This is a genomic window from Nocardia sp. NBC_00565, from assembly GCF_036345915.1.
Lineage (GTDB): Bacteria > Actinomycetota > Actinomycetes > Mycobacteriales > Mycobacteriaceae > Nocardia.
The window spans coordinates 4,462,287-4,484,220 of record NZ_CP107785.1; the positions used below are offsets into that span (position 1 = coordinate 4,462,287).

The following is a 21,934-nucleotide window of genomic DNA, read 5'->3' on the forward strand; positions in this document are numbered from 1 at the left end:
GCCGCTGACCTGCCGATTTGCCTAGATGATTAGGTTTGATGAAAGATCCTTTCATCTGATGTAATCACTCTGGAGGGTGGTTGGCGTGGGCAAACAGGGCGTGGCGCCAGGTTCGGCGGCGCTTCATCTGGTCGATGGGCTGTCGCTGTTGCGGCCCGAGGAACAGGTCTTCGCCGCGATGCTCGACGGTTGGCGGAATCAGCAGTTGGCGAGGAATCTGGCGTTCTCGACGATCGGCAGCCGCGAGAAGGTGGTGCAGGCGTTCATGCGATATGCCGATGCCTACCCGTGGCATTGGACGTCGGCGCAGGTCGATGAGTGGCTGGGTGATCTGCGGGCGGTGCGGAACCTGAAACGGTCGACGCTGCGCAACTATCAGGAGGCGGTGCAACTGTTCTGCGCCTACCTGATCAACCCGGCCTATCAGTGGTCGACCGAGTGTGAGCAGCGGTTCGGCACCCACCCGATTCAGGTTGTCCACGACTGGAACACCGCCGAGCACATCGACGAGGCCGAATCCGATGCAGGCAAGCGGGCTTTCACCCGCAAAGAGTTGATCGCACTGTTCGACCATGCCGATGAACAAGTGGTGCGCATCCGCGAGGCCGGCCGCAAGGGCTGGGTTCCGGCGTTCCGAGACGCTGCGCTGATGAAAACGGCGTATGCGTTCGGGTTGCGGCGCAACGAGATTCGGATGCTCGACACCGCCGACTTCGGCCGCAACCCCGATGGTCCAGAGTTCGGCGAGTACGGGGTTACATACGTCCGTTACGGCAAGGCCAAGAAAGGTTCGACGCCGAAGCGGCGAAGCGTGCTGGCGATCTGGGATTGGTCGGCGGAGGTGCTGCAAGAGTGGATCGAGGAGTATCGGCCGATGTTCCCCACCGCTGGCTCGCCAGCGTGCTGGCCGTCCGAGCGAGGCCCGCGGATCGGACTCAGTTCGATCAACACCCGGCTCGCCGCCTACCGTGACGAGCTCGGCTTGGATCCCGCCCTCGATTTCCACTCGTTGCGCCGAAGCCACATCACTCACCAGGTCGAGGATGGTTTCGACGCTCGATTTGTCCAGGAGCAGGCTGGCCACGAACACTCGTCCACGACGTCGATTTACACCTGTGTCTCGTCGGACTATCGCACCCGAACCCTGCGGCGAGTACTCGACACTACCGTGGCGGCGGCGCTGAAGAAGACCGGGAGGACCCGATGAAACGGCAGGTCAGCTACCAGTGGCGGCTGCGTGAGATGATGGCCGCGGCCGGCATGTTCGCCGCGAACGATCTCGAACCGCATCTACACGACCGCGGAATCAAGCTGTCGTCGGTGCAGGTTTGGCGGTTGGTCACCCAAACCCCGGAACGGCTGTCGCTGCCGGTGCTGGCCGCGCTCTGCGACATCTTCAACTGCACCCCGGCCGAACTGATCGCCACCAAAGCGGAGAACCAGGCCCGCAAGGTCGCCACCGGCGAGGCCAACGTGGTCGACATGGCCACCCAGATCCGGCCCAAACGCGCCCGGATCCGCGCCGAGGAATGAGCCCCGCCTACACGCCAGAGCAGTACGAACGCTGGTTTGTTCGCGACTGCGTCCGCTGCGGGCGCCGCGCGGCCAAGGCTGCGAACTGGGAAGGCCCGATCTGCCGGACCTGCTACGCCAGGGCGGTGCGCACACACGGCCGCTGCCCCGGCTGCGGCGTCGAGCGCCTGCTGCCCGGACGGCGCGACGACCACGCACCGATCTGCCGGGACTGCGCCGCCATCACACGCGACTTCTTCTGCGCCCGTTGCGGTTTCGAAGGCGAACTACACGGTCGCAGGCTCTGCACCCGGTGCACCCTGTCCGCGCGGCTGCACCCACTACTCGACGACGGCACCGGCAGGGTTCACCCGCCACTTCTGCCGCTGGTCGATGCGCTCGTCGGGATGCCATCGCCGCTGACCGGACTGAAGTGGCTGCGCACCCCAACGGTTCGCCGCCTGCTCACCGATCTCGCCACCGGTCGCGCGCCGATCAGCCACGACACACTGCGCGACCTACCGAACCCTCAAGCGGTTGCCTATCTGCGGGATCTGCTGATGACCTGCGAAATCCTCCCCGTCGTCGACAAGCAATTGCTGCATGCGGAAGCCTTGCTGCACGGCAAGCTCGCCGCGCTCACCGACAACCCGCACTACCGGCTGCTGCGGCAATTTGCACAATGGTTTCAGCTCCCGCGACTACGGCGGCGGGCACGTCGAGGACCGGTCTCCGATGCCGGGCGGCACTACATCAGCACCCCGCTGGACCAGGCCGAACGGTTCCTGTCCTGGCTCGACCAGCATGGTCGCGGACTCGGTGGATGCACCCAAGCCGACCTCGATCTCTGGCACGCTGACGTCCTGGACCACTGCAAAAAGGCGTTGCGCCCCTTCCTGATCTGGGCGATGAACGCTGGCCACATGCCGAAGCTGACCCTGCCAGCCCTCGGCACCAGCGCCGGTCAACCCATCACCCAGTCGCGGAGGCTCGCGCTGCTGCGTCGGGTGCTCACCGACGAGCGGCCACCGATCCGTTCACGAGTCGCTGCCGCGCTCATGCTGCTCTACGGCCAACCCGCCACCCGGCTCGTCCGCCTCACCGTCGAGGACGTCATCCCCGACGGCGATCAGGTTCTCATCCGGCTCGGCACACCACCCTCGCCCGTTCCTGACCCCCTCGGCGGGCTGCTGCTCAAACTTGTTGGCAGCCGCCAGAACATGAACACCGTCAACGCGGGCAGCTACTGGCTGTTCCCCGGACGGCTGGCAGGACAACCCCTGCACCACAGCACCCTGCTCAGCCACCTCCGTGACGATCTCGGCCTGCCGACCGGAGCAACCCGGGCTGCGACCCTGCGCCAGCTTGTCCTGCAAGCACCCGCCCCCGTGATCGCCGACGCCCTCGGCTTCTCCGCACACCACATGAACCGGATCTGGACAGCCGCCGGGGGAAACTGGAAGAGCTACGCACCCGGCGATCACAGCCGCTGATCACGGTCATCGAGGCAGGAATACAAAACACTCGAATACTGGCCCCTGCCAGTCACCCCCGGCACGCCGCCGTCACCGGTTCCCGAACCGCTCGCCGGGATGCTGGTCGAAAACCGGCAGAACCTGAGCACCGTCAACGCCGACAGTCAGTGGCTGTTCCCCGGCCGCCTGGCCGGGCAGCCCCTGCACTTCAGCACCCTGCTGGGACATCTGCGCGCCGATCTGGACCTTCCCTCTCAAGCCACCAGGGCAGCGACGCTGCGCCAGCTCGTTCTCCAAGCCCCCGCACCAGTGATCGCCGATGCCCTCGGCTTTTCCGCCCACCACATGAACCGGATCTGGACGGTCGCCGGAGGCGAGTTGGAACACCTACGCACCCGGCGATCACACCCGCTGATCACTTCCTCGGAGGATTCCGACCACGTGAATACGGGTGCCTACCAGTATGCCTGCGACTTGCCCCGCTAGAGTGGGCGCTGGCCGCGACTGGCGAGGGTGGACAACCACCGGGAAGCGGCCTTGACCGGATGCGAACGTCGACCGCCTGGGCGTTTCCGTCAGCGATATCCGCTGAGGAGACCAGCACGTGGAACTGCGCTATGGAACCAACCCGCACCAGGATATGGCACACACCTCGCCGGTGACGCCCGGCGAATGGCCGGTACGGGTGCTGCACGGAGAGCCGTCCTTCATCAACATGCTGGACGCGCTCAACGCATGGCAGCTCGTGCGCGAGGCCAGCCAGACACTCGACAGCCCGGCGGCCGCCTCTTTCAAACACGTCTCACCCGCAGGGGCGGCCGTGGCCGGATCTGTCGACGAGGTCACCGCCGAGCTCTACGGCATAGCCGGTGACCAGGTCGGACCTGTGACCAGCGCCTATCTGCGTGCTCGGGACGCCGACCCGAAGTCCTCCTATGGCGACTTCGCGGCCGTTTCACACCCGGTCGACCGAGAGCTGGCCGACTTGCTGACCGGTGTGGTGTGCGACGGCATCATCGCCCCCGGCTACGAGCCGGGCACCGTGGAGCGACTCAGCAGGAAGAAGAACGGGCGTTTTCTGGTCATGGAGGCCGACGCGACCTTCACACCGCCTGCACTGGAAGAGAGGCAGGTCTTCGGCCTGCGACTGATCGAAGCACGCGACAATGCACGGCTCTCCGCCGCCCTGTTCGACCAAACGGTGAGTGGTACTTTGCCCGCCGCCGCGGTGTCGGACCTGCTGCTGGGGCTGGCGATTCTGCGCTATACCCAATCGAATTCGGTGTGCTACGTCCGTGACGGAATGGCACTGGGGATCGGCGCGGGTCAGCAATCCCGGGTGGACTGCACACGGCTGGCCGGCGCCAAGGTCGATACCTGGTGGTTGCGCCGCCACCCGGTCGTTCGCGCGCTCGCCTTCGGTCCCGGCATCCGCCGCCAGGACAGGATCAACTGGCAGATCCGCTTCATCGAGGGCGACCTCACCCCGGACGAGACCAGCCGCGTCGCCGAGGTACTGGAGGGACCCGCCGAGGAACTGACAGCCGACCAGCGCGCCGACTGGAGCACACACCTCACCGGTGTCGCCTTCGCCTCCGACGGCGCGCTGCCGTTCCGCGACAATGTCGACCACGCCCACCGCCACGGCGTCGAGTACATCGCCGAGCCGGGCGGATCCATCAGGTCCGACGAAGTCGCGGCTGCCTGCCGCGAGCATCGAATCACGCTGGCCCGAACCGGACTCCGACTGTTCCACCACTGATGACACCAGTCCTCCGGAACCGGACGAGCCGACAGATCCATGCCGAAGGTGTGCCGAATACAGAACACTTGTATACGGGCCCTTACCAGTATTCTTGCCTTGAAGTAGCGGCGCAGATTCTCGGGTTTGCGGCGGTAGTGGTGTCTTCCACGGTTGGGCCACTGACGGGCGGCGGCGACCACGGGGCGCGAGGAACATGTGTCAGCAACGTCCCTGGTCAGGGCGCCTTCTTCGCATAGGGTTTCTCTGTTGATCAGTACACGCCACATTCCACTCGAGAAGGGGTACCCATGATTCACCGAACCGCGGCCGCTGCGCTGGCCGGACTGTTCACCCTTGCCGCGCTCGGCGCCGCTGCCGGTGTCGCCGCGGCGACACCACCAGGGGCCAGCCACGTTCCGGGTGGCGGCATAGTGCTGGTCCAGGACGAGAAGGACGGCGCCAGCACGGACGGCGGCAAGGGCGGCAACGGCAAGAAGGGCGGCAACGGCAAGAAGAAGTGGGACGGCAAGAAGGGCGGCGGGAAGGGCAAAGGCAAGAACGGCCCTGCATGAGGACAGCAACGCCGAACCCGACGACAACGACAAGCCCGATCGCGACGCCGGTCGGCGATCGGCTTGCGGCCCTCGTCATCCGGGTGGAAGAACCTCTCCGGCTCACCCTCGACAACGCCGGGAACCGGCCGTACTCGACAGCGCCCTCACCACGCACAACCGCACATGAAACCACCAGCGGCGCAACGGTGCTCGGCATTCCACCGAATCAACAGAACAAAACGATCGGTCCGTCGAAACGGTTGCTAAGCGTGACCTTTCTCCTCACGCGCCACATCGCGGCGTGAGCCGATCCCGCAGCGTCTGTGAATGAGCCACTGCCCTCGTTGGAATCGGAATCGCGTCTGGTTGGGGTCCACCGTGGACCACGCCGTAGTCGGACTACTACTCGATCACCTGGACCGCCACGACCGCACCGCGACGGCGCTAGCTATGGCGTCTGTCTAAACGTGTTCAGGCGCGACGTAATCGACCTGCACCCGCAGACAGTCGAGGATGTCGTCGGTGTTCTCAACAGCAACTGCGGTGACCGGCGTAGTCGCGGTCGCGCCGAGACCGTACGCGTTCTTGACGAACTGCTCAAGGGCACCCAGCGGGAGAGACTCACCGAGTGAAGGCATTTCGAGATCGAGGCGGGAAGACGCCACGCCCTCAGCGTAGAGGCACTTGACTGCGAGTGTCCGGGCGATGCCCCGACAGGACTTGTTGCACACCAACCGTTTTCAACCACGTTGTTGGACACCGCTTCGGCGGTGTCGTCCTGGCGCTTCCCGCCGTGACAGGCCGGTGTCGATATAACGAACGTTTCCTTGACACACAATCCGGCCTCGCCGGGGCCGCAGAGGAACGACGATCAATGCTTCGGGTTCGGGCCTACAATCGAATTACGTCCACGACAGGGAGGGCAGGGGATGGGTACCAGCGCCGAATACGACAAGAACGGTCGACTGCGTTCGTTCAGCATGTACGGGTGGAGCGGCGGAACGGCTGACGATCACGCCCGCCACTATGCGAGCGCGCTACGCGCGGCGCAGCGATACGGCGCACGCCGGTCACCGTGGGTGGCGGGTTCGTTCTACCTGGTCGTCGCAGTCGTTGTCTTGTGTGTGTTGATGGTGCTCGCGCGGGTCACGCCGGTATGGTCGATCCCTGTCGTGGTGGTCGGGGGTGTTCTTCTATTGACCGTGATCGGTGCCTTTCAGCTGCGACAGGATGACCGATTGAGCGAACGCGGTTTCCTGAAACTGATGGCTATCGCGCTCGGAAAGCTCCCCACCCTCGTACGGGGGCCACGTGCTGCTCAAACCTCGGCGCACGGGGAAAGCTCAGGCGCCAGCACAGACACACCAGCAGGCCCGGGACAACCATTCCTCGGGCAACCGCTTGCACAAGGAGCGCAACTACCGCCACCACCGTGGCCGAACGTGTAGGAACGGCGAAACCCGACCCCCAGCACCCCGACCAACCTCATCGGCAGCCAAGCCGAGCACCAATCACGATGCCCCGCAGCCCGAACCGGCAACCCGCAATCACTGCTGGTCCAGGCAACTTCGTTGCTTTTCGCGCGATTACTGCAAGTGCCGCCAATCGCATAGGACGCGAACTGGCGATAGCATGCTTGCACACCGCGCTGAAAACGCCCTCCACCAGTGGGATTCAGAGGCGCTGTCGCTGGAAAGATCGTAGACCGCCCGGATCCACCGGGCGGACGGGTTCGGTCCGCTGCCGACGGTTCTTCCCCGCAGTCGCATCCGATGTGAAATTCTCGCACCGGATGCGACTCATGGAGACAGGCGGCGCAATCTCACCTGTCCGGCGTCTCAGGACGAAATACGCTGGTGGTGTGTACATTCCGTGCGCGGTGTTCCGCCGCACCCCGCTCGAACGGGCGGACCAGGATCTTGCCTGGCATCGTGATGACCAATGGTTCTTCGCGGCCGGTGCCTGCCACATCCTGGCCTACGCTTTCCTCGAAACCCACTCACACCGGTTCACCGCGAAAGGCCTGTGGCCGGCCGATACCGCCGATCCCGGACACGTCTATGTCAGCAACGGGACCTGGGCCTTCGACCACTGCGGCTGGACCCTCGAACGTGAACTGCTCGCGGTCTCCCGCACGGTTGAACCCGCGGCGAACTATCAATCTCGCGCCATCCGGATGGGGCTCGATGAGCTCTGTGCCAGGCACTGGCACCGCACCCGCGCCGAATTCCTCCACGACCCCTGGCCGCGCGCCCACGCCTACATCGCACTCGTGGACAGCAGCCCGCCAGGAAACACGTAAGGCTGGTCACCACCGTGACGTGGGCGCGCTGCACACCATTTCCGAAGCGCCCGCGGGTCCGCCGGGCGAGGTTCGAGAATTCGCGACAGTTGAATATGCGAGCCCGCCAGTCCTGCCGTACAGCAGACGCGGGAACCAGCGTCGGCGGGTCTGCTGATGGTCGGTCGAGCTGCTGAGACGCCGTTGGGGGAACCAAACTCACATACCTCACACCGCCATAACGCGGCTACCAGGACCACGGGTTGACGACCCCAGATAACGCGGGTGTAGTCGTCGTAGTCGGGATCTGCTGCATGGTGAGCGGCGAGTGCCCGCTTGTGTGCGGCGTAGCGGCGCGCCTCATCCGGATGCGCACGTAGCCAATCGCGAACGAGAACGACGAACTCGGCGAACGGGGAATCTACTCGACGAATGTGCAGGATGGCCGCCTGCTCGGGTGAACGGAACAGTCGCTTTTCGTGCAGCTCGGCGCGGGCGCTGTGGTCTGGGCGCGGGATGTCGCGGTACACGCCTGGCGAGTCCGCTCGCGCTCCGGGCGCAGGTTCGAAACCTGTTTGCGCCAGCAGATCGGCGATCGCCTCCAGCGGCGGCAGTGTGGGCATACTGACCTGCAGGTCCAGGATCGGTTTGGCGGCCAAGCCGGGCACGGCGGTCGAACCGATGTGCTCATAAATGAACATATCGGAGTTATCCAACTTCAGAAGAGCTGAGCGGACGATCTGTAGCAATCGCTCTGCACGAGCTGGCCAGTACGCGTCGTAGTCCACGATCATCACCCGGTCGAAACTACTCGGCGGGGGTCGAGGCCAGCCTCAACAAGTCGACTCTGGTTGGCCCGGTACTGGCAGATTCCGTCGCCGTCGGCCAGCTGGAGCCGTAGCTGCCGAATACTTTAGCGAGTTCACTGAATGCTCGGCGCTGGTGAAATACCGGTTGTTGGTCGCGCGGGTCACCTCGATCAGGGTGGCGTTGCTCGTAGAACCCATTTTCTCCGCGGTTTCGACTCTCCGTGTCGACCGGGGCCTACGTGGGAAAATCGTGTCGGCAACACAGAATCCCTGTATGCCTGAACTGACACCCGATGTCGTCAGCGCCCAGCATTTCACGCAGACCGCACAACCTAAGATTTCGGCTCCCAGCGGTTTGGTTTTGCGGCCGTGGTCGCATGATGACTCAGCAGTAGTGTTCGAGGCATTCCAGGACCCGATGATCCAGCGATGGCATGTCCGTGCCGCGGCATCAACCGATGAGGCGAGCAGCTGGATCGAGGCGTGGAATCGTGCATGGTGCAACGCCATCCGGGCTCACTGGGCAGTCGCAGACAGCGACGGTCGCATCGTCGGACGGGCTTCGCTCAAGCACATGGACTTGCCCGCCGGGCAGGCGGAGATGGCGTACTGGACCATGCCCGCGGCCCGCGGCTTGGCCGTTGCCCCTCGCGCCGTTGAGGCGCTGACCGCCTGGGCCTTCGACGGTGTCGGATTTCACCGACTCGAGCTGACCCACTCGGTACACAATCACCCCTCCTGCCGTGTCGCTGACAAGACCGGTTTTCTGCTGGAGGGCACGAAAGCAAGCGCCGGGCTGCACCTGGATGGATGGCACGACATGCACTTGCATGCCCGCACGAAATGACCGCCGCATACGGTGGGAACCCGCATGCACTGCGGCCGAGGAGGGATGGCCGCCGGTTGGGTACGCTTTGGCGGTGGACGACAGTGCACCCAAGGAATCTTGCGGCGTTTTCGGACTCTATGCCCCCGGCAGCCCCGTCTCTCACATGGTCTACCTCGGCCTTTTCGCCCTGCAGCATCGGGGGCAGGAAGCCGCTGGCATCGCGGTTAGCGAGGGCGACAAGATTTGGGTCGACAAGGACACCGGCCTGGTCTCAACCATTTTCAACGACTATCGTTTGCAGACCCTGCGGGGGGAATTGGCGATCGGCCACACCCGTTACAGCACAACAGGTTCCGGCGACTGGCAGAACTCTCAGCCGGTGTACCGGCAAGTCGGCGAACACCAGTTCGCGCTGGCCCATAACGGCAACCTCGTCAATACCGAGCCACTCGCCGCGGAACTCGGTGTCCCCGCCGATGGAATCGGCAGCGACAGCGATCTCGCGGCCGAGCTGCTGGCGCGGGAATTGCATGGTGGCAGCGGTGATCAGGACGAACTCGTCGAGGCGTTTGTCCGCACGCTCCCCCGGCTCAGCGGAGCCTATTCCTTCGTGCTCCTCAGCCAAGACGCGATCATCGGTGTGCGTGACCCGCATGGGTTTCGCCCGCTGTTCCTCGGCCGCCTCAATGATGGGGGCTGGGCACTCGCGTCGGAGACGCCGGCGCTCGATGTTATCGACGCCGCTGTCGTTCGTGAGATTCAGCCCGGCGAGATGGTTGTCATCGACGGCGCCGGTGTGAAGTCGTTGTGGCCCTTCCCTGCCGAGGCGATTGTGCCGAAGTTCTGTTCGTTCGAGTATGTCTATTTTGCTCGGCCGGATGGGAATCTGCGGGGCCAGAATGTTCATCGAGTCCGGCAGCGCATGGGCGAAGCCCTGGCACGTCAGGCTCCCGTCGATGCCGACGCCGTGGTTCCGATCCCGGAATCCAGCGTGCCCGGCGCCCAGGGATACGCGCACGAGTCGGGCATCCCTTACGTCGACGGTTTCGTCAAGAACAGATACATCGGCCGGACGTTCATCGCACCAACCCAGCAGCTTCGCCGCAACGCGGTCAAGATCAAGCTGAACCCGATTCGAGAGAACATCGAAGGCAAGCGCCTCGTCGTAGTCGAGGACTCGATCATCCGGGCCACCACGCTGCTGGAAACGATGCGCATGCTGCGCAATTCCGGTGTCGCCGAGATCCACCTGCGGGTCCTCTCACCGCCGTACAAATGGCCGTGCTGGTATGGCATGGACACCACCGACCAGTCGAAACTGGTTGCAGCGCAAATGAGCGTGGAGCAGATCAGAACCTTCCTCGGCGCGGACTCCTTGGCGTACTTGGACATCGATGCGATGCTCACCGCCATCAGCCCCGAAGACACAACCGGATTGTGCACAGCGTGCTTGACCGGCGACTACCCGATTCCCGTGCCGTCGCACGGTGACAGTGCGAACGGCCGGACCGACGCCCGATGGACTCTCCCCATCGAGGCGGTCATCCCCTAACTTCGGCAACGTCTCACCTGTGCTGGACACCAGGTCCACACAACGCAGGTGCCCGCATGACGCGGCGTCAGTCCTGGATCGCATACGGGAGCTGCGATGATGCGGCGGGCAATCCTCGCTGCGTTTGTCGCTGAAAGGCGTGCGCTGCCGCCGGAAAGCAGGCCGCGCTGGTCATCCTCCCCCAACCCGCCGACCAGACAAGGGTCTTCTCGCTGACCCTAGGTGCCGGTCGCGGTGAAGGCTCCCACATATCGCCGGGGACATCAGAAAACAGCCGCACACGACGCGCGTTGCTGTTGCGGTCCACTTCGACGGAGGTCGAGGACGATGTCCGAAAACACATTCCACGACAAACCCGCAACACCCACCACCACGGGCGCACCGCCGACCGTCGGGATTCACCCGCCAACGGCGAGCCACCTTCGACGGTTTCGGCGCAGACCAGGCCAGGGACCTAACCGCAGGAGATCGACCAGCGCCACTGGGCGAGAACGCCGTCGAGGTGGTGGCGAGCCGTGATTGCAGCTGGCGCACCGGCGAGGCGGCGGCCCATATCTTCCGACGTACACCACCACCGCTCGCGCCCAGTTCTACCGGAAGGCCGCGGTCACCGGCGCGGCCGCGGCGTGGAAACCAGCACCGGCGACCTCCAAGCGAGGGCTCGGTCGAGCTCGTCTCAACCACACGATTCGGAAAAAGGCTACGGCCGCGATGAATAGTTGGGGGCATCTGCGGTGATGGAGACGTCATGCGGGTGGCTTTCGCGCATGCCCGCTGCAGTAATCCGCATCAGTTGGGCCTGCTGCAGTTCCGGGATTGTGCGTGTGCCAGCGAATCCCATACCGGCGCGCAGGCCGCCGACCAGTTGGTGCAAAACATCCGGCAGGGGCCCGCGGAATGGGGTGCGTCCCTCGATTCCCTGGGGGACGAGTCGTTCCTCTGCGAGTACGTCGTCCTGGAAGTAGCGGTCTTTCGAGTAGGACTTGCCTCCCTCGCCGCGTCCGCGCATTGCCGCCAGAGAGCCCATTCCGCGATAGACCTTGTACTGCTTGTTGCCGACCAGCACAATGTCGCCGGTCGATTCGGCTGTGCCTGCGAGCAGGCTTCCCAGCATGACCGAACTGGCTCCTGCGGCAATCGCTTTCGCGATGTCGCCGGAGTATTGGATGCCGCCGTCGGCGATGACGGGGACTCCTGCTGGGCCGCATGCGGCGTATGCCTCGGCGATGGCGGTGATCTGTGGAACTCCGACACCGGCCACCACGCGTGTGGTGCAGATCGAGCCCGGTCCAACACCTACCTTGACACCGTCAGCGCCCGCGTCGACCAGCGCTTGGGCTCCCGCACGTGTGGCGACGTTCCCGCCGACGACATCGACCCTGTCACCAAGGTCTTTCTTGATTCGGGTAACCATGTCGAGGACATCGCGGTGATGCCCGTGCGCGGTGTCGACCATGATCACGTCGATCGATGCGTCAGCCAATGCCATGGCCCGGTTGTAGCCATCCTCGCCCACACCGATCGCGGCGCCGACCAATAGACGGCCCTGATCATCACGCACCGCCAGTGGGTAGTTGTCCGACTTGACGAAGTCCTTGACCGTCCGCAGCCCGGCCAGTTTTCCCTCTGCGTCGACGATCGGCAGTTTCTCGACCTTGTTGGCGCGCATGATGGCCAGCGCGTCGTCGGGGGTCACTCCGACAGGGGCGGTGATCAGCGGGGTTTTGGTCATGACTTCAGCGACGGGCCTCGACATGTCGCGTTCGAACCGCATATCGCGGTTGGTGATGATTCCGACGAGGAGTCCGGTGTCGTCGACCACGGGCACACCTGAGATCCGGAACCTCGCGCACAGGTCATCGACGTGCTGCAGGGTTGCATCCGGTGTGCATGTGACGGGATCGATGACCATTCCCGCCTCGGAGCGTTTCACGATCTCAACCTGTCCGGCCTGTGCCTCGACGGGCAGGTTGCGGTGCAGGACACCGAGACCACCGTGGCGGGCCATCGCTATCGCCATGCGGGCTTCGGTGACGGTGTCCATCGCCGCAGACACGATCGGCACACTCAGCACAACATTGCGTGAAACCCGGGTCGTGGTGTTGACCCCGCTCGGGATCACATCGGAATCGGCTGGAACGAGCAGCACATCATCGAATGTCAAGCCGATCGGCAGGTCGGACAGTGCTACCTCGACGCGGGTATTCATGCGGGTGACCAGCTCCTCAGCACGGTATTTGGGCGGAACGGTGGTGGGAGTGTAACAACGGCCCCTGACCTAGCTGACCGAAGGTGAATCCGAAAGTCGCTGGAGCGGAGGGAGATACCTGTGTGCCGGTGAAATCTCACGATGAGTCTAGGGTTCATGTCGACCGGAACTGTCGATGCGCCACGGAATTGAGTCGCTCATTCCATCGCCACATCGCCACATCGCCAAGACGAGCCAGAGCAAGTCCACTGGCCACGTCGCGAGATCACTTGGCGGCATGGTGAAGAGGGCGGTGACGAGCGGGTCGGCGCGAAGAGATTGTTCGTGCCGCCGAGCCAGTGCCACCAGACTGCGGTGCAACTCGCCCTTCGCCGGGTAAGGGAAGACAGCTTTCGGCCGCGACAGCACGGTGTCCGGAATGATCCGGTGCATGCTCGCACGTAGCAGCATTTTGCCTTGCCGGGATTGCGGGTGGATGTGGCGCTGGAATGGTGCGGCGAAGCACCATTCGACGATCGGGTGATCCAGAAATGGGAAGCGGGCCTCGATGGTCATGCGCATGGCGAGGAAGTCCTCGAACTGGACGATTCTGGCCACTTGGGTGCCCACCAGTAGACGGTGTGCGCGCTCGAGGGCTGTTCCTGGTTCGCGGTGCAGGACCTCCAGCACCGCGGCGTCAGCGGTGCGGCGGTGGCGCAGTACGTCGCTGGACAGGCCGGGGGCTTGGCGGGAGGCGGGTAGTCGGCGGATAAGGGCTTCGTCGGGGGATCTGATGTCGAGGATGTTGGCGATGAAGTTCGCCCGGCCGACGTAGCCGGCCATGGTCTCGTCCGCGCCTTGGCCGTTGAGCACGACCCGCAGGCCCAGGTCGTGGACGGTGCGGTAGTTCGCCAGGATGCTGACGTGGCGGACATCGTCGTTGACGGCCGCGAGGTCGCAGACTGTGTCGATGTCGTCGAGGATGATCGTGTTGGGCCGCACGTGGATCCGGTGGTCGACATCAGCGCTGAGGTGCTCGATCAGGGTCCTGCTGTATCGCGTGTCCTCGTTCACCGTCGACGGCACACCGGAGGCCGGATCTTGCGCAGCGTAGGCGATGGTCACCGCAGTGAGGGGGCCGTGGCGGGCGGCGAGCGCGGTGATCGCCGAGGAATCCAAGCCGCCGCTGAGGAAGGTCGCGACGGGCACGTCGGCAGCGAGCATCGTCTGCACGCTGTCAGCCAGCAGCTCCGTCAGTTCAGCGGTGGATCCCTGCGCCTGCGAGTTCGTCTCGGGCAGCGACCAGTACGTGGTGCTGCTGGTGTTTCCGTCGGCGGTGACTGCCAGGTAGGTCGCTGGCGGGACCGAGCGCACTCCGTCGAGTGCGGTGCGCCAAGGATCGACCTCGAGCGTTGATGAGCACAGCAGGCGGTGGCGGATGGTGTCGAGGTCGGGCCGCCGGGGAACGCCAGTACATTGCAGCAGTGCCTCGGCCTCCGAGGCGAACGAGAACCAGGAGGGGCCGTGGTGGAAGTACAGCGGTTTGATGCCGAGCCGGTCGCGCACGAGCGTCAGGCAGCGAGCCCGCTGGTCCCAGATGGCGAACGCGAACATGCCGCGGAATCGCTGTAGTGCTGCGGGCCCCCACCTCTGCCAGGCGCGTAGCACCACCTCGGTGTCGGTTTCGGACTCGAACACAAACTCCGCGCCCAGCTCCCGGCGCAGGGCCCGGAAGTTGTACAGCTCGCCGTTGTAGGTGATGGTCAGGTGCGCTCGGGTCATCGGCTGGGTGCCGGCGTCGCCGAGTCCCACGATGCTGAGCCTCCGGTGCCCGAACATAACCGCATCGTCACACCAGAAGCCACCGGCGTCGGGGCCGCGGTGAGCCAACGCAGCGGTCATCCTCTCCACATCGGCCCGACCCGGGACCGGCCCGGCCGCGACGGTGTGGACGAGGGTTCCCGCGATGCCACATCCGCTGTACATCCTCACTCGCTCCGTCCATCGAGGAGATCACTCAGTGCGGTGAGGCCGTCGCCGGACATCATCGAGAAGTGGTCGCCGGGAACGACTTCCAGACGCACCTCGGTGCGGGTGTGCTGTCGCCACAACCCGACATCGACCAACCCTGCCGCGTCCGTGTCCTGGGACATGACCACGGTCACCGCCTCGACCTGGCCGACTGGGCGCCAGGCCGCCAGTGCCGCACGGTTGGCCAGCAGAACATCGATCTGCCGTTCGAGCAGCGACCGATCCTCGATACCGAGGTCGGCTCCCGCAAGCCGCTGCACCAGTGCGGAAACCCGTTCGGGCTCAGCTAGTTCCGCCATGTCCGCGACGGCGGATGCCACTTCGTCCGAGGTGCTCCAGGGCAACAACCGGTGGAGCTGACCGGTGAGCGAGGCCGCATCGTCGGCCCCGTCCTGGGTGCTCGGCGGGTCGATCAGTGTCAGGGTGACCCGGTCGTCGCTGTCCTCGAACTGTCGCGCCATCTCGAATGCCACGGCGGCGCCGAAGGACCATCCGGTGATCGTGTACGGCCCGTAGGGCTGGATGCGGCGGATCCGCGTGCAGTACTCCTCGGCCAGTTCGGCCACAGTGGTGTTTGGGTGTGGCTCGGATTGGGGCAGCCCGATCCACCGCCACGGTGCGCCGGGCCGGGATGCCAACGGATGCGCCCAGCTGATGGTGCCGTCGACTGGGTGCATGAGGAAATGGTTCGGCCGATCCGGGCCGCCGCCGAGGGGCACCGTCGCCGCCGTCTGCTCGATCGCATCGATCATCGCGTCCAACACTGCCTCGGCGAACGAGGCGTCGGCTCGAGCCGGGTCGAGGGCGCATCGCACCACGATCGTCTGGCCGGTGTCGATCACGGTGATATCCAGCGGCGTCGGAAGCACATTGGCCGGCCCGATCCCGAACCCGGTCTCCACAGCCACCGGGGTGAGGACGTCCGTGGGCAACGACGATGAGCGCTGACCGAGGTAGTTGAAGGTGACCGCGGGCTCGGCGATCCCGGCCACCAGCGTGCCGAGTGCCGAGGTCGGCTCGAGGTAGCGGGCGATGCCGTAATTGGCGCCGTGGGCGGGAACATCGGCCAGGTGGCGTTCGACGTCCTGGGCGTCGTCGAGGAGTTCGGCGTGGTCGCCGATCGGCAGGAACACCGGGTACAGGGCGGTCAGCCAGCCGACGATCTCTTCGGCGCCGGGCAGATGATCGCGGCCGTGCCCTTCCAGCAGCACATAGAGCGGTTCCCCGGATGTGCGCTTCAGCCCCCGGGCGAGCGCGGCCAGCAGCACTGCTCGCCCGCCCGGCCCGCGCATCAGCGGCAGCTCACGTACCATCAACCGCCGAGCCAACGGGGACAATGTGCGCTCGATGCAGCGCAGAGCGCCGTACGGAGACCGATCGACGCTGTCGGCGGCGATGATCGGCGCAGACCTGTTCGCCAGCTCCTTCCAATAGTCGAGTTCGGTGCCGCTGGGCCGCAATGAGATTCGCTCCGGCACACCAGCGGCGGCCACGAGATGGTCTGCGGCCGCAGCGCCGCCGCTTTGCCGATGGTGGCTGGATTCGATATCGCGGACCAGGATGTCCCAGGAGACGGCGTCGACGATGAGGTGGTGCAGCACCAGGCACAGCCACCGTCGGCCGGACCACGCCTCGTTGCACAGCGCGATCCGCCACAGTCGACCGGCACGGATCGACAGCTGTGCGCTCATCGAAGCCAAATGGGCGCGCACCGATACCTCGGCGCCACCGAAGGCGGAGAGGGCCACGACCTCAACGGCAGGGGCGGGCGCGACATCGAGCAGTTGGGCCCGCCACTGTTCACCGATCTCGGTGAACACCGTGCGGAATGCGTCGTGGCGGGCAACGGTCGACTCGATTGCCGCCACCAGGTCGAGGTCACTGGTGCTGGGGTCGATCTCGAACAGCCGGACCTGCTGGAACTGGTCCGGGTCGGCGAAGCCTTGGGCGAAGAACCATCCTTGGATCCCCGACAGCGCCAGCGCGGCGCCACCGGCTCGTCGCGGTCGGTCCGCCGCGATCGGCTCGAGAACAAGGTTCTCGCTGATAGCGCGGATGGTGCGCGCGCGAAGGACGGTCGGGACCGACAAGTTCAGTCCATGCGAACGAGCCAGGGTCACGGCTCGGATCGCCAGCAGCGAATCACCTCCGACGGCGAAGAAGTCGTCGTCGATGGTGATGTCCCGGCGTCCCAGCAGCGTCCGCCACAGCTCGAGCAACAGGTGCTGTGCCGGGTCGGTGTGCTCGGCTTCCTCGGTTACGGCAGGTGGGCCAGTCGGGGTCGGCATGCGGTTGCGATCGATCTTGCCGATGCGGGTTCGAGGCAGCTCGTCGACGACCGCGTACACCGAGGGCACCATGTAGGCGGGCAGCCGCTCGCCCAGCCACCGCTGCAGCGCGGTGACCAGAGCGTGGTCGTGGCCCGGGGCGGCTACGAACGCCGCCATTTGCGGGGTTCCTGCCACCACATGGAGGGCGACGAAAGCGGAGGTGACCGCGGGATGCTCGGTCAGGCAGCGGGTGACCTCGCCGGTCTCGATCCGGAATCCGCGGACCTTGATCTGGTCGTCGAGACGGCCGAGGATCTCGAATTCTCCGTCGGGGCGCACGCGTGCGACGTCGCCGGTCCGGTAGGCCCGAGCGCCGGCCATCGGCCCGACCGCGATCGGCGCGAATCGTTGGCAGGTCAATTCCGGACGCCCGAAATAACCCGCCGACACTCCGGCGCCGCCGATGACCAGCTCGCCCCGCGCGCCGATCGGCGCCAGCTGCCCGCGCGGATCCAGGACGAACATCGAACTGTTCGCGACAGGATGGCCGATCGAGATCCGGTGTGCGCCGCTCGTCCGCGCCCGCGGATGCACTCGCGCGACCGAGGTCCAGACGGTTGCTTCGGTCGGCCCGTATTCGTTGTACAGGCCCACCTCTCCCAGTAGTTGCGCGTGGCGGCGCACCAGCTCGCTCGTGCACGGCTCACCGCCGACAGCGACGACCCGCAGTGAAGTCGCCCAAGGGTTTTCGAGGCTGTCGAGGAACACCGAATAGAACGAGGACACGAAGTTCAGGTGGGTGACCGCATAGGTGTCGATCAGTGCGCACAGTCCGTCGGGATCCTGGTCGGTGGTGTCGTCGCCGGAGAAGACCACCGTGCCCCCGAGCCACAACGTCCACAGCACCATCGAGGCCGCGACGTCGAAGATCGGCGGGAGCGTGACCAACGTCCGCGGCGGTGTCCACCCGAATTCGACGGTGCGCGCGTGGATGGCAGCGACCGCGTTGGCGTGCGTGGCCACGACCGCTTTCGGTGTCCCGGTCGACCCCGAGGTGAAGGTCAGATACGCCGGGGCGTCGGGCTGAATCGCTGGAAGCGGCGGCGCGATGGGCGAGGCGACGGCTTGGTCGGGGCAGATGACAGGCACACCGCAGCCGCGGAACGCTGCGACCGCCTCGGATGCGCACAGCACCGCAGCGGCCGCACTGTTCTGCACCAACGTCAACAGCCGCATCCGCGGTTGAGTGGGATCGACGGTGATATAGGCCGCGCCGCGGCGAAGCACGGCCAGCCACGCGGCGACCAGTTCCACCGACTTGCCGTAGGCAACCGCGATGGTCGCGTCGGTGCCCAGCTCGAACTGGGCGAGCACGGTTTCGAACTGGGCGACGAGTTCATCGAGTTCACGGTAGGTGATCTGGTGTTCTCCCTGGATCAGTGCGATCGCATCCGGGGCGCGGGTAATGGCGTGGTCGATACCGTCAGTGATCGTGGTGAATGCCGGTGTCGAATCCGGTCCGGTCCCGGAGGTGAGGATGCGCCGGGTCATCACTGGCCCGAGTAGATCGAGGGTGTTGATCGGGGTGTCCCAGTGGTCGGTGATCGAGGCGACGATATGGGCGAACTGGGCAGCGTGCTCCTGGGCTGTCGCGGGGTCGAACAAGGCGCTGTTGTACTCCCAAAGGATGTCGATCCCTACGCGCTGCGACCCGTCCGCAGAGGCGACCATCTCCGGCACGCACACGACGTTGACATCGTTTTTCGCCGAGCCGTTGTGGTCGATGCGCAGCTCGCCGCGCAGGCCGTCGAGTTCGAAGCGCGGACGTGGGTTGTCGTGGAAGGCGAACATCAACCCGAACAACGCATTTCGCGCGGGATCACGGACCAGATTCAGTGCCTCGACCAGGTCGACCAGCGGGAACTCCTGATTGTCCTGCGCACCGAGCAGCACCTGCATCACTCCGTGCACGACCGTGCCCACCGTGGCGGACTCCTCGACCCGCAACCGCAGCGGCAGCGCGTTGACGAACATGCCGAGCAGGCTCGCGGTCTCGGCCTGCCGGCGGTTGGACAGCGCTGAGCCGATCACCATGTCCGATTCGTTCGTGTGGCGCCACACCAGCAGCGCGAATGCGGACAGGAAGACCGCGAACCGCGTCACGCCGTGGCGCGTACACGCCGCGTCGATCGCTGACACGACCCCATGGGTGAGGCCCACCCGGACGCAGCCTCCTTCGAAGGTCTGCACCGGTGGGCGGGGCCGGTCGGGTTCGAAGCTGACACCGACCGGAGAACAGCCCTCGAGCGTGCTCGCCCAGTACTGCTGTTGGCGGCGGTAGTGATCGGTGTCGCGCCACCGGCCATACCAATGCGCGTAGTCGCGGTACTGCACCGGCAACCCCGGGCGGGGATTGGGCCGGGCGTGCTGTTCGGCGTCGTAGGCGTCGCGGATCTCCGCGAGCAGCAGCGTTGCCGACCAACCATCGTGGACGAAGTGGTGCTCGACCTGGAATAGCTGCCACCGCGTCTGTGACAGCCGGTACAGGCACCACCGCACCAGCGGCAGGGCCGCGATATCGAATCCGCTACCCATCGCAGCTTGCTTGTGCGCGGCCAGGGCGCTGCGCTGAGTCTGCTGCCCCATCGTGGAGAGGTCCACCTGCTCGATCCGGACCTGCCAGGGGGAATGGACGCGTTGCACCGGTCCCTGTGGGCCGTCATGGAAGGTGGTGCGCAGGATCTCATGGCGCTCAACGATGTCGGTCAGGGCCATCTTGAGCATACCGACGTCCAGTTCGCCGGTCAGCTCCAGGGTGCATTGAGTGTTGTATGCCAGCACCGATGGCGCCAGGTGATGCAAGATCCAGATCTGGCGCTGCTGGGCACTGAGCGGAGCGTCGTTGCTATCGCGGTCGGTCACCATCAGTGCCGGTCTGCCGATCGGGGCCGCCCGGCGCACATGCGTCGCGATCTCGCGAACGTCGGACGCGGCGAACAGGACACTCATCGGGATCTCGATATCGAAACGGGCGCTGATCGCTGCCGAGAGCCGCACATGCGACAACGAGGTGAGCCCGAACCCGCGCAGATCCGCGTCGACGGCGATCACCTCGGCGCTGGTCACATCGGCCACCATCTCGACCAGGATCCGCTCGATCTCGTCGACCGCGGTTGCCGCGGATCGGACCGGTGCTCCAGGGCGGGGAAGGTTGCGTTCATCGATCTTGCCGTTCGCGGTGCGCGGCAGCCCCTCCACGATCATCCACGCCGTAGGAATCATGTAGTGCGGCAGTCGGATCGCCAGGTGAGCTCGTGCCTGATCTACCGTCATGCCGCTGTCAGCGGCGGGTACCAGGTACCCCACCAATGTCGTGTCCGCGCCCAGGTCGGTGCGCACACTCACATATGCCTGTTCCACGCCAGGGTGGGTCATCAACGCGGTCTCGACGTGGCCTGGCTCGACCCGGTTGCCCTGAATCTTGATCTGGCGGTCGCCACGTCCGAGGAACACGAATTGGCCGTCGGCGGTGATCTCGACAAGATCACCTGTGCGGTAAGCCCTTACCTCGTTGGGCAACTCGATGAACCGGTCAGCGGTGAGCTCTGGTCGAGCCAGGTACCCGATCGCCACATTCGGGCCGGTGATAGCGAGCTCACCGATAGCCCCCGGCGCGCTCTCGATCACGGCGCCGGTGTCATCGAGCAGTACATAGCCGGTGTTGATCAGCGGCATACCGATGGTCAATGCGAACCGCTGCCCGGAAACGCCGCAATACACCCGTGCATAACTGGAGAACACGCATGCTTCGGTCGGCCCGTACTCGTTATAGAGCGAGGTATGCGGCAGCAACTGCGCATGCCGGTCGATCAGCACCTCACTCCACCGTTCGCTGCCGATCATCACCGCCGCCAGCGTCAGCGGCGGATCGGCTGAAATCCGTTCCAGAAACACCGGATACAGCGATGCCGCGTACACCAGATGAGTGATCCGCTCATCACGCACCAGCTTCACCGCGCTGGCGACGTCGCTCAACGGCATCGGGTTGACGATCAGAGTGCCGCCGCCGAGCAGTGCGTAGAACACGACGCCGGATGCGACATCGAAGGCGACCGAATGCAGCAACGGAATCCGCTCGGGCCTGTCGTAGGCGAGCAGGCGTGCCTGGGTGGAATTGAGCAGTGACCGGTGCGCAACGACAACACCTTTCGGTGTCCCGGTCGATCCGGAGGTGAAGATGACATAGGCCGGGGCCTCGGGGCCCGGCTCGACAGATGCCGATGCGGCATCGCCTGCTGCGGTGAGCTGGGCAACCGTCACCCGACGCGGCGACCCCGCACAATTCTGGCCGATTCGATCAGGGGCGGCCACGACCACCACAGGGCGTAGTTGATCGAGCAGTTCCTCGACATACTCATCCGGTGATGCTGGATCGATCGGCACATAGGTCATGCCCGCGGCCACCGTGCCGATCAGCGTCGCAACGAACTCGATCGACCGATCCAATAGCACCGCAACGATTCCCGAGTCCTGGTCGGGCTCGGTGAACGTCGTCAATCCACGCGCCACCGCGCCGGTCAGCTCAGCGAGTTCGCGGTAGGTCAGCGCGTCCTGGCCGCACTGGACCGCCATCCGGTCGCTGTTGCGCGCCGCCGAGGCGGCGAAGGCGGTCCCCAAATTCGAATCATG

General features: G+C 65.3%; 14 protein-coding genes and 1 riboswitch. Of the genes, 9 read left to right on the forward strand and 5 right to left on the reverse strand.

Annotation, left to right across the window (positions count from 1 at the left end; genetic code table 11):
- Positions 1-85: 85 nt before the first annotated feature.
- From OG874_RS21435 to OG874_RS21460, 6 genes are all read left to right on the forward strand, one after another.
- The gene (locus tag OG874_RS21435; RefSeq protein WP_330256897.1) at positions 86-1,207 is read left to right on the forward strand and encodes a tyrosine-type recombinase/integrase; all 1,122 of its coding nucleotides are present in this window, start codon (positions 86-88) and stop codon (positions 1,205-1,207) included.
- A complete protein-coding gene (locus OG874_RS21440; protein WP_330256898.1) occupies positions 1,204-1,533 on the forward strand; it encodes a helix-turn-helix domain-containing protein in 330 nt (109 codons plus the stop codon). The genes OG874_RS21435 and OG874_RS21440 overlap by 4 nt, the downstream gene beginning before the upstream one ends.
- The gene (locus OG874_RS21445) at positions 1,530-3,005 is read left to right on the forward strand and encodes a hypothetical protein (protein WP_330256899.1); all 1,476 of its coding nucleotides are present in this window, start codon (positions 1,530-1,532) and stop codon (positions 3,003-3,005) included. The genes OG874_RS21440 and OG874_RS21445 overlap by 4 nt, the downstream gene beginning before the upstream one ends.
- A 99-nt stretch (positions 3,006-3,104) precedes the next feature.
- Complete coding sequence (locus tag OG874_RS21450; protein WP_330256900.1) at positions 3,105-3,473, forward strand: hypothetical protein; 369 nt, start codon at positions 3,105-3,107, stop codon at positions 3,471-3,473.
- 4 nt (positions 3,474-3,477) lie between these two features.
- Positions 3,478-3,562: riboswitch (ZMP/ZTP riboswitch) on the forward strand.
- Between the two features lie 29 nt (positions 3,563-3,591).
- Positions 3,592-4,749 (forward strand): phosphoribosylaminoimidazolecarboxamide formyltransferase, encoded by a 1,158-nt coding sequence (locus OG874_RS21455; RefSeq protein WP_330256901.1) that lies wholly within the window; start codon positions 3,592-3,594, stop codon positions 4,747-4,749.
- Between the two features lie 290 nt (positions 4,750-5,039).
- The gene (locus OG874_RS21460) at positions 5,040-5,303 is read left to right on the forward strand and encodes a hypothetical protein (protein WP_330256902.1); all 264 of its coding nucleotides are present in this window, start codon (positions 5,040-5,042) and stop codon (positions 5,301-5,303) included.
- A 443-nt stretch (positions 5,304-5,746) separates the two neighbouring features.
- Here the strand turns inward: OG874_RS21460 and OG874_RS21465 are convergent, their stop codons facing one another.
- Positions 5,747-5,950 carry a hypothetical protein gene (locus tag OG874_RS21465; protein WP_330256903.1) on the reverse strand — a complete coding sequence of 68 codons (204 nt, stop codon included), beginning with the start codon at positions 5,948-5,950 and terminating at the stop codon, positions 5,747-5,749.
- A gap of 1,196 nt (positions 5,951-7,146) precedes the next feature.
- On the opposite strand from OG874_RS21465, the gene OG874_RS21470 reads away from it, so the two are divergent.
- A complete protein-coding gene (locus OG874_RS21470) occupies positions 7,147-7,587 on the forward strand; it encodes a hypothetical protein (protein WP_330256904.1) in 441 nt (146 codons plus the stop codon).
- Here the strand turns inward: OG874_RS21470 and OG874_RS21475 are convergent.
- On the reverse strand, positions 7,545-8,360 hold the full coding sequence (locus OG874_RS21475; protein WP_330257366.1) for a GrpB family protein: 816 nt from the start codon (positions 8,358-8,360) through the stop codon (positions 7,545-7,547). The two genes, OG874_RS21470 and OG874_RS21475, sit on opposite strands and share 43 nt — an antisense overlap.
- 148 nt (positions 8,361-8,508) lie before the next feature.
- Between OG874_RS21475 and OG874_RS21480 the strand changes: the two genes are divergently transcribed.
- Both OG874_RS21480 and purF read left to right on the forward strand, forming a co-directional pair.
- A complete protein-coding gene (locus OG874_RS21480; protein ID WP_330256905.1) occupies positions 8,509-9,222 on the forward strand; it encodes a GNAT family N-acetyltransferase in 714 nt (237 codons plus the stop codon).
- A 73-nt stretch (positions 9,223-9,295) separates the two neighbouring features.
- Positions 9,296-10,756, forward strand: coding sequence for an amidophosphoribosyltransferase (gene purF / locus OG874_RS21485; RefSeq protein ID WP_330256906.1), 1,461 nt, complete (start codon positions 9,296-9,298; stop codon positions 10,754-10,756).
- 700 nt (positions 10,757-11,456) lie between these two features.
- Here the strand turns inward: purF and guaB are convergent.
- The 3 genes from guaB to OG874_RS21500 all read right to left on the reverse strand — a co-directional run bounded on the left by guaB (position 11,457) and on the right by OG874_RS21500 (position 21,922).
- The gene (guaB, locus tag OG874_RS21490; protein WP_330256907.1) at positions 11,457-12,965 is read right to left on the reverse strand and encodes an IMP dehydrogenase; all 1,509 of its coding nucleotides are present in this window, start codon (positions 12,963-12,965) and stop codon (positions 11,457-11,459) included.
- A gap of 147 nt (positions 12,966-13,112) precedes the next feature.
- A complete protein-coding gene (gene asnB, locus OG874_RS21495; protein ID WP_330256908.1) occupies positions 13,113-14,930 on the reverse strand; it encodes an asparagine synthase (glutamine-hydrolyzing) in 1,818 nt (605 codons plus the stop codon).
- Positions 14,931-14,932: 2 nt separating this feature from the next.
- Positions 14,933-21,922 (reverse strand): amino acid adenylation domain-containing protein, encoded by a 6,990-nt coding sequence (locus OG874_RS21500; RefSeq protein ID WP_330256909.1) that lies wholly within the window; start codon positions 21,920-21,922, stop codon positions 14,933-14,935.
- Between the last annotated feature and the right edge of the window lie 12 nt (positions 21,923-21,934).